General features: G+C 72.6%; 14 protein-coding genes. 9 read left to right on the top strand and 5 right to left on the bottom strand.

Annotation, left to right across the window (positions count from 1 at the left end):
- The first annotated feature begins 2 nt into the window (after positions 1 to 2).
- The 4 genes from ACGGZK_RS04970 to acs all read left to right on the top strand — a co-directional run bounded on the left by ACGGZK_RS04970 (position 3) and on the right by acs (position 4,377).
- Complete coding sequence (locus ACGGZK_RS04970) at positions 3 to 386, top strand: DUF1048 domain-containing protein (protein ID WP_395245154.1); 384 nt, start codon at positions 3 to 5, stop codon at positions 384 to 386.
- Positions 383 to 1,165, top strand: a complete 783-nt coding sequence (locus tag ACGGZK_RS04965; RefSeq protein WP_395245153.1) for an ABC transporter ATP-binding protein — start codon at positions 383 to 385, stop codon at positions 1,163 to 1,165. Before ACGGZK_RS04970 ends, ACGGZK_RS04965 begins: the two co-directional genes overlap by 4 nt.
- A complete protein-coding gene (locus tag ACGGZK_RS04960; protein WP_395245152.1) occupies positions 1,165 to 1,929 on the top strand; it encodes an ABC transporter permease in 765 nt (254 codons plus the stop codon). The genes ACGGZK_RS04965 and ACGGZK_RS04960 overlap by 1 nt, the downstream gene beginning before the upstream one ends.
- 417 nt (positions 1,930 to 2,346) lie before the next feature.
- Positions 2,347 to 4,377, top strand: a complete 2,031-nt coding sequence (acs, locus tag ACGGZK_RS04955) for an acetate--CoA ligase (protein ID WP_395245151.1) — start codon at positions 2,347 to 2,349, stop codon at positions 4,375 to 4,377.
- Positions 4,378 to 4,524: 147 nt separating this feature from the next.
- Here acs and ACGGZK_RS04950 read toward each other — a convergent pair whose 3' ends face one another.
- Both ACGGZK_RS04950 and ACGGZK_RS04945 read right to left on the bottom strand, forming a co-directional pair.
- On the bottom strand, positions 4,525 to 5,307 hold the full coding sequence (locus ACGGZK_RS04950) for a DNA alkylation repair protein (protein ID WP_395245150.1): 783 nt from the start codon (positions 5,305 to 5,307) through the stop codon (positions 4,525 to 4,527).
- A 136-nt stretch (positions 5,308 to 5,443) separates the two neighbouring features.
- The gene (locus tag ACGGZK_RS04945) at positions 5,444 to 5,938 is read right to left on the bottom strand and encodes a hypothetical protein (protein ID WP_395245149.1); all 495 of its coding nucleotides are present in this window, start codon (positions 5,936 to 5,938) and stop codon (positions 5,444 to 5,446) included.
- Positions 5,939 to 6,040: 102 nt separating this feature from the next.
- Between ACGGZK_RS04945 and ACGGZK_RS04940 the strand changes: the two genes are divergently transcribed.
- From ACGGZK_RS04940 to ACGGZK_RS04930, 3 genes are all read left to right on the top strand, one after another.
- On the top strand, positions 6,041 to 6,502 hold the full coding sequence (locus ACGGZK_RS04940) for a GNAT family N-acetyltransferase (RefSeq protein WP_395245148.1): 462 nt from the start codon (positions 6,041 to 6,043) through the stop codon (positions 6,500 to 6,502).
- A 182-nt stretch (positions 6,503 to 6,684) separates the two neighbouring features.
- Positions 6,685 to 8,133, top strand: a complete 1,449-nt coding sequence (locus ACGGZK_RS04935; protein ID WP_395245147.1) for a DUF6421 family protein — start codon at positions 6,685 to 6,687, stop codon at positions 8,131 to 8,133.
- Positions 8,126 to 8,821, top strand: coding sequence for an SDR family NAD(P)-dependent oxidoreductase (locus tag ACGGZK_RS04930; RefSeq protein WP_395245146.1), 696 nt, complete (start codon positions 8,126 to 8,128; stop codon positions 8,819 to 8,821). Before ACGGZK_RS04935 ends, ACGGZK_RS04930 begins: the two co-directional genes overlap by 8 nt.
- A gap of 24 nt (positions 8,822 to 8,845) precedes the next feature.
- On the opposite strand, the gene ACGGZK_RS04925 is transcribed toward ACGGZK_RS04930, so the two are convergent.
- Together ACGGZK_RS04925 and ACGGZK_RS04920 are read right to left on the bottom strand one after the other, a co-directional pair.
- The gene (locus ACGGZK_RS04925; protein WP_395245145.1) at positions 8,846 to 9,826 is read right to left on the bottom strand and encodes a hypothetical protein; all 981 of its coding nucleotides are present in this window, start codon (positions 9,824 to 9,826) and stop codon (positions 8,846 to 8,848) included.
- Between the two features lie 54 nt (positions 9,827 to 9,880).
- On the bottom strand, positions 9,881 to 11,209 hold the full coding sequence (locus tag ACGGZK_RS04920) for an MFS transporter (protein WP_395245144.1): 1,329 nt from the start codon (positions 11,207 to 11,209) through the stop codon (positions 9,881 to 9,883).
- Positions 11,210 to 11,299: 90 nt separating this feature from the next.
- Between ACGGZK_RS04920 and ACGGZK_RS04915 the strand changes: the two genes are divergently transcribed.
- Positions 11,300 to 11,692 carry a hypothetical protein gene (locus tag ACGGZK_RS04915; RefSeq protein WP_395245143.1) on the top strand — a complete coding sequence of 131 codons (393 nt, stop codon included), beginning with the start codon at positions 11,300 to 11,302 and terminating at the stop codon, positions 11,690 to 11,692.
- Here ACGGZK_RS04915 and ACGGZK_RS04910 read toward each other — a convergent pair.
- A complete protein-coding gene (locus ACGGZK_RS04910) occupies positions 11,689 to 12,708 on the bottom strand; it encodes a phosphotransferase family protein (RefSeq protein WP_395245142.1) in 1,020 nt (339 codons plus the stop codon). The genes ACGGZK_RS04915 and ACGGZK_RS04910 overlap by 4 nt on opposite strands.
- 230 nt (positions 12,709 to 12,938) lie before the next feature.
- Between ACGGZK_RS04910 and ACGGZK_RS04905 the strand changes: the two genes are divergently transcribed.
- On the top strand, positions 12,939 to 13,784 hold the full coding sequence (locus ACGGZK_RS04905) for a PIG-L deacetylase family protein (RefSeq protein ID WP_395245141.1): 846 nt from the start codon (positions 12,939 to 12,941) through the stop codon (positions 13,782 to 13,784).
- Positions 13,785 to 13,845: the final 61 nt, after the last annotated feature.

Raw genomic sequence — 13,845 nt, 5'->3', positions numbered from 1 at the left:
TCATGGCTGCCAAGTGGATCGAAGCCCTCACCGGCTCGCTCGAGCAGAAGAAGCAGTACCGGCAGTACAAGGCCCGCATCGCGGCGCTGCCCGAGCCGTACCGCACGGCCGCGAACGCGTTCGAGCGGTACTTCATGTACCAGGGCGGCATCACCGACGGCGACCCCGCGGTCATGATGACCATGCTCGGCGACTTCGCCGACCTGTGGGAGCGCGCCGCGGTCGACGAGACGCCCATCAGCGCGATCGTCGGCGACGACTCGGTCGCGTTCGCCGAAGCCTTCAGCGAGGCCTACGTGGGCAAGCGCTGGGTCGACAAGGAGCGCAACCGCCTCACGAAGACCATCGAGGGCCTCCAGGAGGCCGAAGGGAAGGACGAGCGATGACCACCGCAACCCAACCCGCACCCGCGATCCGGGTGCAGGGCATCGAGAAGTCCTTCAAGGACCTGCACGTGCTGAAGGGCGTCGACTTCGACGTCGCGACCGGAAGCATCTTCGCCCTGCTGGGCTCGAACGGCGCCGGCAAGACGACCCTCGTGCGCATCCTGTCGACCCTGCTGCAGGCCGACGCGGGCGCCGCGACGGTGCACGGCCACGACGTGGCCACCGCATCGGGCGAGGTGCGCGACTCGATCAGCCTGACGGGGCAGTTCGCCGCCGTCGACGAGGTGCTCACCGGGCGCGAGAACCTCGTGCTCGTCGCGAAGCTCCGCCACCTGAAGAACCCGGGGGCCATCGCCGACGACCTGCTCGCTCGGTTCTCGCTCACCGACGCCGGCGGCCGGCGCGCCGGCACCTACTCGGGCGGCATGCGCCGCCGGCTCGACATCGCGATGAGCCTGATCGGCGACCCGCCGATCATCTTCCTCGACGAGCCGACCACCGGCCTCGACCCGCAGGCCCGCATCGAGGTCTGGCAGACCGTCCGCGGCCTCGCCGAGCGCGGCACCACCGTGCTGCTCACCACGCAGTACCTCGATGAGGCCGAGCAGTTGGCCGACCGCATCGCGATCCTGCACGAGGGCACCATCATCCAGAACGGCACCCTGGCCGAGCTCAAGCAACTCCTGCCGCCCACCGAGGTCGAGTACGTCGAGAAGCAGCCCTCCCTGGAGGACGTCTTCCTGGCCCTCGTCGGCGACACCGATCGAAAGGCATCCTGATGACCACGCACGTCCTCGGCGACACCCGGGTGCTCACCGGCCGCTCGCTGACGCACATCCTCCGCAGCCCCGACACGATCATCACCACGGCGGTCACCCCGATCGCGCTGATGCTCCTGTTCACGTACGTGCTGGGCGGGGCGATCAACCTCGGCACGAACGAGTCGTACATCGACTACATGCTCCCGGGCATCCTGCTGATCACGATCGCGTCGGGCATCGCGTACACCGCGTACCGGCTGTTCCTCGACCTGCAGGGCGGCATCTTCGAGCGGTTCCAGTCGATGCCGATCGCCCGGTCGAGCGTGCTGTGGGCCCACGTGCTCACCTCGCTCGTCGCGAACCTCGTGTCGGTCGCGATCGTCATCGGCGTCGCGCTGCTCATGGGGTTCCGCACCGGGGCATCCGTCCTGGTGTGGCTCGCGGTCGCCGGCATCCTCACCCTGTTCACCCTCGCCCTGACCTGGCTCGCCGTGATCGCCGGCCTATCGGCGAAGACGGTCGACGGCGCGAGCGCGTTCAGCTACCCGCTGATCTTCCTGCCGTTCATCAGCTCGGCGTTCGTGCCCACCGACACGATGCCGGCGCCGGTCGCCTGGTTCGCCGAGAACCAGCCGGTGACCTCGATCGTGAACACCATCCGGGCGCTGTTCGCCGAGCAGCCCGTCGGCGACGACATCTGGATCGCCCTCGCCTGGCTCGTCGGCATCCTCGTGGTCGCCTACGGGTTCGCGATCGCCGCCTACCGGCGCAAGTTCAGCTGAATGCGAGCGCTGCCCGAGCGCACGTCATCCCGACCGAAGCCGCCCGCCTCCCCCTGGGGACGCGGGCGGCTTCGTCGTTCCCGCGCTCGCGTGCGCCCGGGCGTCGCGCCACGTGCCGGCGGCGAGCCGGTCGTTCTGCGCCAGTTCCCGCGGTTCCGCGCCAGTGGACGTGGCGCGCAAGCCCGCGAAGTGGCGCAGCGGCCGTCAGGCGGCGGTCGGCGGGCGAGCGATGCGTCGGCGAGGTGAGCGGGGCGCAGTGCATCCGCCGCGGTCTGTGACGGGCGATGACGCCGACGAGCGCGCCCGCGCCGCCGCGCGCCTACCGTCGAAGGGCCGGGATGCCTCGCGCCGCCGTCGCCGCGATCCCCACGCCGCGACCGGCCACCAGCAGCAGTGCGAGCAACGAACGGACCCCCGATGACGATCGACACCCTCCTCGACGAGCAGCGGCGCTATCCCGCGCCCGAGGCGTTCTCCGCGCGGGCGAACGTGACGCCGGCCGACGCCGAGGCGCTGCACGCGCGTGCCGCGGCCGACCCGGTCGGGTACTGGACTGAGCAGGCCGAGCGGCTCGACTGGGCCGAGCGCTGGGCGACGGCGCACACCTGGCGCCACCCGGTGACGGGAGTCGACGGCGGTGTCGGCAGTGCCGAGGCGGCCGACGCCCCCGTCGGCGCCACCTGGTTCACGGGCGGACGGCTGAACGCCGCCGTGAACTGCGTCGACCGGCACGTGGCATCCGGCCTGGGCGACAAGGTCGCCTACCACTGGGAGGGCGAGCCGGGCGACCGGCGCTCGCTGACGTACGCCGAGCTCGGGCGCGAGGTCGCGAAGGCGGCGCACGCCCTCACCGAGCTCGGCATCGGGCAGGGCGACCGGGTCGTCGTCTACCTCCCGGTGCTCCTCGAGACCGTCATCGTCACGCTCGCGATCGCCCGCATCGGCGCGATCCACTCGCTCGTCTTCGGCGGGTTCTCGGCCGAGGCGCTGCGCTTCCGCGTCGAGGACACCGGGGCGAAGCTGCTCGTCACGAGCGACGGCCAGTTCCGGCGCGGCGCGGCGGTCGCGGTGAAGGCGCAGGCCGACGCGGCCGTCGAGGGGCTCGCGCACGTCGAGCACGTGCTCGTCGTGCGCCGCACGGGCGAGCAGACGCCCGATATCCCGTGGACCGAGGGCCGCGACGTGTGGTGGCACGACGTCGTCGACCGCCAGCCCGACGTGCACGAGGCCGAGGCGTTCGACGCCGAGAACCCGCTGTTCATCATCTACACGTCGGGCACGACCGGGAAACCGAAGGGGCTCGTGCACACGACCGGCGGGTACCTCACGCACGCCGCGACCACGCACTGGCAGGTGTTCGACCCGAAGCCGGACGACGTGTACTGGTGTACGGCCGACCTGGCCTGGGTCACCGCGCACACGTACGAGCTCTACGGCCCGCTCCTCAACGGCGTCACCAGCCTGATCTACGAGGGCACGCCGAACACGCCGCACCCGGCCCGCCACTTCGAGCTCATCGAGCGGTACGGGGTGACGACGTACTACACGGCGCCCACGCTCATCCGCTCGCTCATGACCTGGTTCCCGGGCGGCGTGCCGGCCGAGTACGACCGGTCGACGATCCGCCTGCTCGGCACCGTCGGCGAGGCGATCAACCCCGAGGCGTGGGTGTGGTTCCACGAGCAGCTCGGCGGCGGCCGGGCGCCGATCGTCGACACGTGGTGGCAGTCCGAGACCGGGGCCGCGGTCATGGCGCCGCTGCCCGGCGTCTCCACGTTGAAGCCGGGGTCGGCGCTGCGCGCCCTGCCGGGCCTGCGCACGCTGGTCGTCGACGAGCACGGCGACGAGGTGCCGCGCGGCTCCGGCGGCTACCTCGTGGTCGCCGGCACCTGGCCGGGCATGGCGCGCACGGTCTGGGGCAACCCCGAGCGGTACCGCGACTCGTACTGGGCGAAGTTCGCGCACCGCGGCTGGTTCTTCTCCGGCGACGGCGCCCGGTACGACGCCGACGGCGACGTGTGGCTGCTCGGCCGCGTCGACGACGTCATCAACGTCTCGGGCCACCGCCTCTCCACGATCGAGATCGAGTCGGCGCTCGTCGCCCACCCCGCGGTCGCGGAGGCGGGCGTCGTCGGGGTGTCGGATGCCACGACCGGTGAGGCGATCGCCGCGTTCGTGGTCGTCGGGGACGGCGTCGAGGGGCGCCCGGATGCCTCGCTCGAGGCATCCGACCGGGCCGCGGCGCTTCGCGCCCACGTGGCGGCGGCCATCGGGCCGATCGCGAAGCCGCGCGACGTCGTGTTCGTGCCCGACCTCCCGAAGACGCGCTCGGGCAAGATCATGCGGCGGCTGCTCGTCGACCTCGCCGAGGGGCGACCGCTCGGCGACACCACCTCGCTGCAGGACGAGTCGGTGCCCGTGCGCATCGCGGCGGTGCTCGCGCGGTAGGGCGGGCCGGCCCCGGCCCCCGGCACCTGCCCGCTGCGCCACTTCGCGCCCGTTGCGCCGCTCTGGTTGGCGCAACGCACACGATGTGGCGCAGCGACGTCGGCGCACGGCGCACGGCCCGAGCCGGTGCACCGCGGGCGCCGCGCCTCAGCGCATCGCCCGGTACGCCGCCCGCACCTCGGGGTCGAGGTGCTCGGTCGCGTACGACAGCGACACCCGGCTCAGCCGAGCCGCGTAGCCGTCGAGGAAGCCGGTGAGCGCCGCCCGGTCGACCCGCTTGCCGACCTCGCGGAGCATCCAGCCGACCGCCTTGCGGATGAGGTCCTCGCGGTCGTCGATGAGTCGTTCGGCGACGGCGAGCGCCGGCCGGGCATCGCCGGCCTTCGTCGCCGCGAACGTCGAGATCATCGCGACCCGGCGCTCCCACAGCGAGTCCGAGGCCACCAGCCGCGCGACGAGCGGCGGCACCGGGTCGGCGGCCGGAGCCGGCAGGAAGCACGGCTCGCCCACGAGGACCTCGGCCGACACGTCGACGAGGTCCCAGTTGTCGACGTGCCCCGCGGCGAGGTGCTGGAGGTACGCCTCGTGCAGGTCCGCCCGGAGCGCGTCGTCGCGGGTGCGGGCACGGCCCGCGCGACGGAACCGCTCGACGCCGATGACGAGCGCGCACATGCGGTGCTCGTGGAACGGGCTCTCGAGCAGCCGGTCGGCCTCGGCGAGCGGCAGGTCGGCGAACCGGCGCGCGACCGTGCGCAGCTGCGGCATCGTGACGCCGAGGAACCGGTCGCCCTCGGCGTAGCCGCCCGGTCCGGTGCGGAAGAACCAGGCGGATCCCGCGGCGCGCTCGGGGTCGGCGAACTCGGCGAGCGCGGCCACGATGTCGGCGGCGGTCGGCGGCGTGGACGGGGCATCCGCCGGGGCATCCGTCATGCGGGCACCCTACCCGCCGCCACTGGCGATCGACACCGCCGCCACTGCCAGTGCCACTCCCCGAGACGACGGATGCCCCGCCGCGATCGTTCGCGGCGGGGCATCCGTTCACCCCTCAGGGGCGGAGCGTTGCGGCTCAGGCCTTGGCGTCGCCGTCCTTCGCGGGGGCGGCGGGGGCCTCGGCGGGCGCGGCCTCGGTCGCGACGGCCGGCTCGGCCTCGGCGACGAGGGCCGGCTCGGCGGGGGCGGCGGGCGGCTCGGCGGTCACGGCCTCCGCGACGACGACCGTCTCCTCGAAGCCGTCGTCCTCGGCGTCGTCGAAGTCGTCCTCGAAGTCGTCCGCGGCGTGCGCCGCGGCGACCGCGGCGAGGCTGATGGCCAGGCCGAAGGCGACGATCGAGAGCACGACGCCGATGAGGCCGGCGGTCAGGACGCCCGCACCGATCGTGATCGCCGACTGGCTGCCGTAGACATCCGCGGCGGTGCCGGTGCCGCTGACGAGCGCGGTGTTCAGCTTGTCGTTCGAGGTGATCGTGAGGAACGCGCCGTAGCCGGCGGCGATCAGCGAGACGACGAGCGCGAGCGCCGGAAGCAGGAGCTTGGGACCGGTGGCCCGGCTGGTTGCGGACATGGAGGAGCCTCTCGGTGAGGGTGCGGGGATACCTCGGCAACGGTACGCGACGAGGCTATGCGAGCGCTATGCGGCGGCCGTGTCGGATGTCACGATGTGGGGATGCGGATCGAGTACGCCCCCATGGGCGAGGAGGACGTGGCGCTCTGGCTGCCCGAGTCGATGGCCTACTACGAGGCGGCGCGCCTGCGCGCCGGCGACTCCGAGGAGGAGGCGCGGGCGGGCCGGCAGGCCTCGGTCGACCGGTTCTTCCCCGACGGCCGCCTGATCGACGGCCAGCATCTGTTCGCGATCCTCGTCGACGGCGAGGACGTCGGCTGGCTGTGGCTCGGCCCGTGGAGCGAGGGCGGCGACCAGTGGTGGGTGTGGGACATCCACGTGCGCGAGCCGCACCGCCGCCGCGGGATCGGCCGCGCCGCGATGGAGTACGCCGCCGAGTTCGCGAAGGCGCACGGCGCCCCGACGCTCGGCCTCAACGTGTTCGCGTTCAACCTGCCGGCGATCGAGCTGTACGAGGCGCTCGGGTTCGAGGCGGCCTCGCTGCACATGATCAAGGCGCTCTGACCCCGGCCGACGGCGGTCCGTTGCGGCGGGCTGCGAGCCCGTGCGCGGCTCACCGTGCACACGCAACGAACCCGCGTGCGGTCGCAACCCATCGCAGGCTCCCCGCGCCTAGCCTTGCCTGAGCGACGATTCCCGTCGCGCACTGCCGCACGCCGCGGCCCGGCCGGAGGACGGAGGTTCCGATGTCACAGACGACGACAGACAGCATCGTGGGCGAACCCGAGGTCCTCGAGGACGAGGCGTTCGAGGTCACCGCCGCGACGGTCGCGCTGGCCGCCGACATCGAGCTCGACCCCGCGTGGCTCCGCCTGAAGGAGGCCGCGACGGCCCTCCAGGCCCTCCAGGCGCAGGACGGCTCGGTGCCCGCGGCATCCGACGTCGTGGCCGACCCGCGCGGCGAGGCATCCGCCCTCGTCGACGCGATCGTCGCGTCGATCCGCGAGCTCGCGCCGCGCTTCCCGCACGACGCGGCCTACCTCGCCGCGCTGCCGGCGGACTTCGCCACGTGGCGCGACGGCGGCTTCGGGGTGCCCGACTTCCTCGACTCGCTCGTCGCGTTCCAGCCGCAGCAGCACCGCGTCGACGGCGTGCGCCACCTCGTGGTGTTCCCGATGTACACGCAGAACGGCTCGACCGACCGGCACGTCGAGGCGCTCGTCGTCGAGGCGATCTGGCCCGAGTTCATCGAGCGGCTCGAGGCGGAGTCGTACGGCAACAAGCTGTTCGTGAGCCTCCGGCTCGTCGACTTCACCCCCGGCTACGACACCAACTCGGCGGTGCTCTTCCCCGAGACGGTGGCGATGCGGGAGATCCCGCGGTTCACCTGGGGAGCGATCTTCCAGGACCGCGAGGCGGCGCGCTATCGTCGCGTCGTGCGCGCGGCGACGGAGATCACGAGGCTCGACCTCCCCGAGGCGGCCGCGCGCCTGCTCGACGACCAGGAGCTCGCCGAGCGCACGTTCGTGATGTGGGACCTCATCCACGACCGCACGCACATGCGCGGCGACCTGCCGTTCGACCCGTTCATGATCAAGCAGCGCATGCCGTACTTCCTGTACTCGCTGGAGGAGCTGCGCTGCGACCTCACGGCGTACCGGGAGGCGGTCAAGATCCAGGCGGATGCCTCGGCCGACGACGTGACCCGGGAGCACGCGGCGCTCGTGCAGTTCGCGGTGCTGTTCGACCGGCTGTTCCGCTTCCCGATCACCGGGTCGCGGGTGCGCAACTACGACGGGCTCGGCGGCCAGCTGCTGTTCGCGTGGCTGCACCGCAAGCACGTGCTGCACTGGACCGACACGTCGCTCGACTTCGACTGGGCGGCCGTGCCCGCCGCCGTCGTCGAGCTGGGCGACGCGATCGACGAGCTGTACTGGACGTCGATCGACCGGCCCAAGACGGTGCACTGGCTCGCGGCGTACGAGCTCGTGCGCGGGGTGCTCGCGCCGAACCCGGCGTCGACGTGGGCCGAGGGGCTGCCGCGCGAGGTGCTCGCCGGCCCGCCGAAGGGCTACACCGACCTCGTGATGGACGACGAGTTCCCGCTGTCGATGTTCTACGAGGCGTTCGAGAAGAAGATGCGCGGCGTCATCGAGTCGACGGTCGGCATCACGGGACGCGCCCCGGATGCCTGACGCGGCGCGACCGCCGCTCGCCGGCCGGACGGTGCTGATCGCGGGAGCGACCAGCGCCTCCGGCCGCGCGGTCGCGGCGGGCCTGCTCGGCGTCGGCGCGCGCGTCGTCGCCGTCGGCAGCGACCACGACCGCATCCGCTCGCTCGAGGAGGAGGTGCCGGGCGTGGTCGGCGAGGTCGCCGACCTCACCGACGAGGACGAGGTGCTCGAGCTCGCGATGCGCGTGCACTCGCGCGTCGGCGAGGTCGACGGGGTGATCCACCTCGTCGGCGGATGGCGCGGCGGCGGCTCGATCGTGTCGCAGAGCGACGACGACTACCGGGCGCTCGAGCGCTCGTTCACCTCGCTCCGGCACGTCACGCTGGCCTTCTGGGGCGACCTGGTCGACTCCGAGGCGGGCCGCCTCGCGATCGTCTCGTCGACCTCGGTCGAGCGTCCGCGCGCGGGCGGCGCGAACTACGTGTCGGTGAAGGCGGCGAGCGAGGCGTGGATGCAGGCGGTCGCCGACGGCTTCCGCACCGAGGCCAGGTCGGCCGCGGCCGTCACGTTCCGCGTGCGCGCGCTCGCGGGGCTCGAGGACGAGCTCGCGGCGTCGGTCATCGCCCTCTGGGGAGCGGATGCCGCGCCGCTGAACGGCATCGTGCACACCCTCGGCGAGCACCCCGCCCCCGCGCCGGTGGTCGAGTAGGTCGCGCAGCGACCGTATCGAGACCTACCCCCACTCGCGCCAGGCCGCCTGCTGCGCGCCCACCGTCCAGCACCCGCCCGATGCGGTCGACCCGTCGCCGCCCGCCGCGTCGCCGAACGCCGCGGTGTTCCAGGCGGCGCGCTGCGCGTCGTCGAGTCCCGTCGGCATGGCGGGCGACCCGCCGGTCGCCGGATAGGCGGGGTTCCAATACTCCCAGTACCGGTACTCGTACCCGGCATCCGACATACACGTGCGCACCGCGTCCTGGAACTCCAGCCAGTGCTCGCGCTGGGTCGGGCCGTCGGGGGCGGGCGGGATGGGCGCATCGAGCGGGGTCCCCGCAGCGTCGGCCTCCTCGGCCGCCTGCGCGGCGACGGCCTCGCAGCCGCCGGTCGAGGCATCCGCACCGCCGCTGCCGCGCAACGCCGCCATCCACGCCGCCTCGCCGGCGGCGTCGAGGTTCGGCGGCAGCGGGCTCCCGCCGAACCACCACTGCCATTCGAGGTAGGAGAACCCGGCCTCGGCCATGCACGCGCGCACGACGGCCTGCCGCCCGAGCCAGGCTCGCTTGGCCTCGTCGGTCACGAAGGCGGGGTCGCCCGGCGTGACGTAGGGGTTGTACCTCGGCGACATCGGGTCGGTCGGGTCCGTCGAGACCCGCGGATGCGTCGGGGCCGGCGTGCCGGCGTCGGGCGTGGGCGCGGGCGTCGGGCCGGGCACCGGGGTCGGCGCCGGCGTCGGTGCGGGCGACCCGTCGATCGGTCGCTCGTCGTCGCCGGCGTCGTCCGCCGATCCGCGGCCGTCGGCGAGCGAGCCGCCGCTGCCGTCGACGGCCGGGTCGCTGGGTGCGATGCCCGGGTGGGCGAGCAGCACCCCGGGGCCGTCGTGGTCGCCGACCGCCGCGTGCACGCCGATGCCGAACGCGATCGCGCATACCGCGACGACCGCCGCGCCGGCGACGGCAACGGCGGAGGTGGTGGTGCGCGGGCGATGCGGACGAAGCATTCCGGGCAGGATACGCACCTCGGCTTGTCCCCCGCAAGGGGGGTAGCGGGGTGTTCACCGATCGGTCGGGTCGGGAACCTCCGCGGCCGACTCGGAGCCGACGCCCCCGTCGGCGGCCAGGTCGGCCGCCTCCGACTGCCGTCGGCTGAGCCACACGAACGGGGTGGCGAGCACCTGGAACGCGCCGCTCACGAGCATCGATCCGGGGTACCCCCAGAGGTCGGCGGAGCGCCCGAGCACCGGCTGGATCACCGTGCCGCCGGCGCTGCCGAGCAGCGAGTCGAACGAGAGCACCGTCGCCCGCTGCTGCGACGGGATCATGTCGTTCACGTACGCCTGGCGCACCGGCCCGGCCGCAGCCTCGACGAGCCCCCACAGCACGAGCAGCACCAGCGCGAACCAGAAGTTGCGGTTCAGCCCGAGGGCGACCAGCACGCCGACGCTCACGACGACGCTCAGGATGGCCGTCGTGGTGCGACGGCGGAAGCGGCCCCGCACCCATGGCGCGAGCCATCCGCCCGCGACCTGCGAGGCCGAGAGGATCGCGGCCGCGAGGCCCGCGATCGAGTACGCGCCCTCGTCGCCCCAGAGCTCGACCAGGTACGGCTGCAGCGCGTAGAAGACGTAGAAGCTGACGCCCGTCGTGAAGAACGACGCGAACATCATGTAGCGCACGGCCGGCCGGCCCAGGCCGTAGTGCACGGAGGCCTTGAAGACCTCCTTCGTCGCCCGGATCGGGTTCGTCCGGCCCGCCGGGGTGAAGCCCAGGTCGTGCATCACGAACGCCGCGACGACGAACATCACGACGAGGATCCCGGCACGCACGAGGAACGGCACGCCGAGGTTCGTCGCCTGCGCGATCGCGCCGCCGGCCAGCGACCCGACGAACATCGCCGCGCCCGAGATCGCCGTGCCGCGGCCGAACACCCGCTCGAGGCTGCCGGTGTAGCCGGTCGCCGTCAGCGCGTCGACGAGCCACGCCTCGACCGCGCCGGAGAAGAACGTGAAGCCCAGGCCGAGCAGCACCGACACGACCGCCCACCACGCGAACGGCGCCTCCCAGAACCAGAGCAGCCAGTAGAGCACGGTCGTCACGGCGAGCGTCAGCGTGCCGAGCAGGTACGAGACGCGCCGGCCGAGGGTGTCGGCGACGACGCCGGTCGGCACCTCGAAGATCACCATGCCGGCCGAGAAGAACGCGTTCGCGGCGAACGCCTCGAAGTTCGACAGCCCCGCGTCGAGCAGGAACAGCGTGTTCACGCCCCAGATGAACGAGGCGGCGAGGGTGTTCCCGAGCAGGAGCGAGAAGTAGACGCCCTGCACGCGGCGGGGCGTCGACGTCGGCGACGATGCGGGATCGATCGCCGGGTCCGGCGTGCTCACGCCGGGGACTCCGGTCGGGCCACCCGCCCATCATGCTCCCGCCCGGCACGCCCCGGCAACGGATGCGCGGCGCGGCGGTAGCCTCCGAGCATGGTGCGCCTGCTGATCCGCTTCGCCGTCTTCCTCGGGACCGCCGCGCTCGGGCTCGCGCTCGCGGCGCTGCTCGTACCCGCGTTCCACCTGCACTGGGCCGGGTTCTTCGTCGCGATCCTCGTGTTCGCCCTCGCCCAGGCCCTCATCGACTGGCTCGTGCGCAAGCTCTTCCACCGCTCGGCGCCGACGGTGGCCGGCATCGCCGGACTGCTCTCGACGTTCGTCGCGCTCTGGCTCGCGACGCTGCTGAGCGACGGGCTCAGCTTCGACGGCATCGCCGCGTGGATCCTCGCGACGGTCATCGTCTGGCTGACGACCGCGGTGCTCGGATGGCTCGCCGCCAAGTTCCTCCTCCGGCCGGAGGCCGGCGAGCGCGCCGCGAAGCGTTAGCCGATCGTCGCCTCGACGGACTCCGGCCGGGTGCGACCGAACTGCTCCATCAACGCGTCCAGCAGGCTCCGCGACCAGGCGTACACCCAGGCGTCGGACTTCCGGAACCCGGTCTCGACGGTCATGATCACGACGAGGTAGAGCGTGTACAGCCGGCGGCGGGTTCGCTCCGACTCGGTGAGCTCGGCGACCTCGATGCCGAAGCCGGTCGCGAACGGCGTCGGGTCGCCGAAGTCGGGCAGGTCGATGCCGGTGAGCCCGGCCTCCATGAGCGGGTCGCCCCAGACGGCGCGCTCGTGGTCGAGGATGGCGACGATGCGCCCGTCGCGGATCATCGAGTTCTTCGTCCAGAGGTCGAGCTCGACGAACCGCGGCTCGGTCACCTCGTCGAGCGCGTCGGCGTGCTCCGCGAGCACCGAGCGGATGTCGTCGAACGTCCAGCCCAGGTCGATGCCGACCTTCTCGCCGTCGCGCAGGGTGTCCTCGATCATGATCGTGAACGCCTCCCGCCAGGTCGCCGACCCCGGCCCCGGCAGCGGGCCGAAGAACTCGCCGACGATGCCGTTCAGCTCGCGGTTCATCGCGCCGAGCTCCCGCTCGGCGGCGGCGATCACGTCGGGCTCGAGGCGGCCGGCCTCGGCGGCGAGGCCGAAGTTGTCGGCGTCGACGTACTCCATGAAGAACCAGTCGGCGTCGACCAGGTCGCGCGACAGGTCGGCGTGGTCGATGCGGGGCACCGGCACGGCCGTGCGCTCGCGCACGAGCTCCATCGCGGCGATCTCGGTGCGCATCATGTCGACCTCGCGGGTGAGCACCTCCACGCCGGCCGGCGGGGCGATCTTCAGCACGGTCCGCCGGCCGTCCCTCAGGCGCACGATGTAGGCGACGTTGAACCAGCCGTGCGTCAGCTCCTCGGCGAAGTCGTCGCCCTCGGGCACGAGGTCGGCGCCGTACGCGCGTTCGATCATGGCGCGCAGGGTCGCGGGCGGCTGCGGGTTCTTGGTGATGCTCTCCATCGATGCTCCCGGTCGTGGCCGCCGCGCCTCCGTGCGCGGCCGGGCCGATGAGCAGCATACAGAAAACCGACAGGGTTGTCTGTATTTGATCGGCCACCTTCGCGCGCGCCTCGGACCGGCCCGTCGGAACGCCCGGTCCGCCCGCCGATTCGGTCGCGCGCCGCCCTCCGGATACGATGCTCCGGATCCTCCCCTACGAGGCATCCCTCCCCCGAACCGAAGGCCCCACCATGCGCAAGCGCACCGTCGCGCTCATCGTCATCGCCGCCGTCCTCGTCACCCTCGTCGGCGGCCTGTACTGGGCCGGCCGCAGCCTCTTCCACGAACCGACCGCCCGCGGCGTCGACTCCGTCATCGGCGAGCTCGGCGGCACCCGCGTACTGGGCGTGTTCGCCCACCCCGACGACGAGCAGACCGTCAACGGCCTGTTCTGGCGCGCGAAGCAGCGGGACGGCGCGTACACCGCGATGATCACCGCCACCCGCGGCGAGGCCGGCGAGCAGTCCCCGCCCGTCGGCCGGCAGTCCGACCTCGGCGACATCCGCAAGGCCGAGGCGCTCAAGAACAGCTGGAACCTCGGCGTCGACCGCCACGTCGTCTGGGACTACCCCGACGGCGGGCTCCCCGAAGTCGACGAGGACGAACTCGTCGAGCGCGTCGTCGCCGAGCTGCGACGGGTGAAGCCCGACGTGGTCGTCGCCTTCTGGCCGGAATCCGGCGCGACGGGCCACAAGGACCACATGCGGATGGGCGAGGTCGCGGAGCGGGCGATCGCCGAGCTCGAGGCATCCGACGGCGACTACCGCGGACCCGACCACCTCGTCTACACGATCAGCCCCACCACGGCCCTCTCGATCTTCGGCGGCGAGACGGGGAAGTTCGTCGTCGCGAACCAGCCGCACCCCGAGTACGCGATGAGCGCCGAGGTCGGGAAGAAGCACGAGGGCTGGACCATCCACGCCTCGCAGGCGAACTTCCTCCAGGAGTCGTACCTGCTGCCGAACTGGCTGATCTACCTGCTCTGGGACCAGGAGTTCACCCACGTGCGCGACCTGCGTGCCGAGCCGCTCGGCTGACAGACTGAACTCCCGCACGACCCGGATTCCCCGCACCACCGGCATCGAGGCCGGAACCGAG

This window comes from Agromyces sp. MMS24-K17, assembly GCF_043950245.1.
Classification (GTDB): Bacteria; Actinomycetota; Actinomycetes; order Actinomycetales; family Microbacteriaceae; genus Agromyces.
This window is presented reverse-complemented; position numbering and strand designations above follow the sequence as displayed.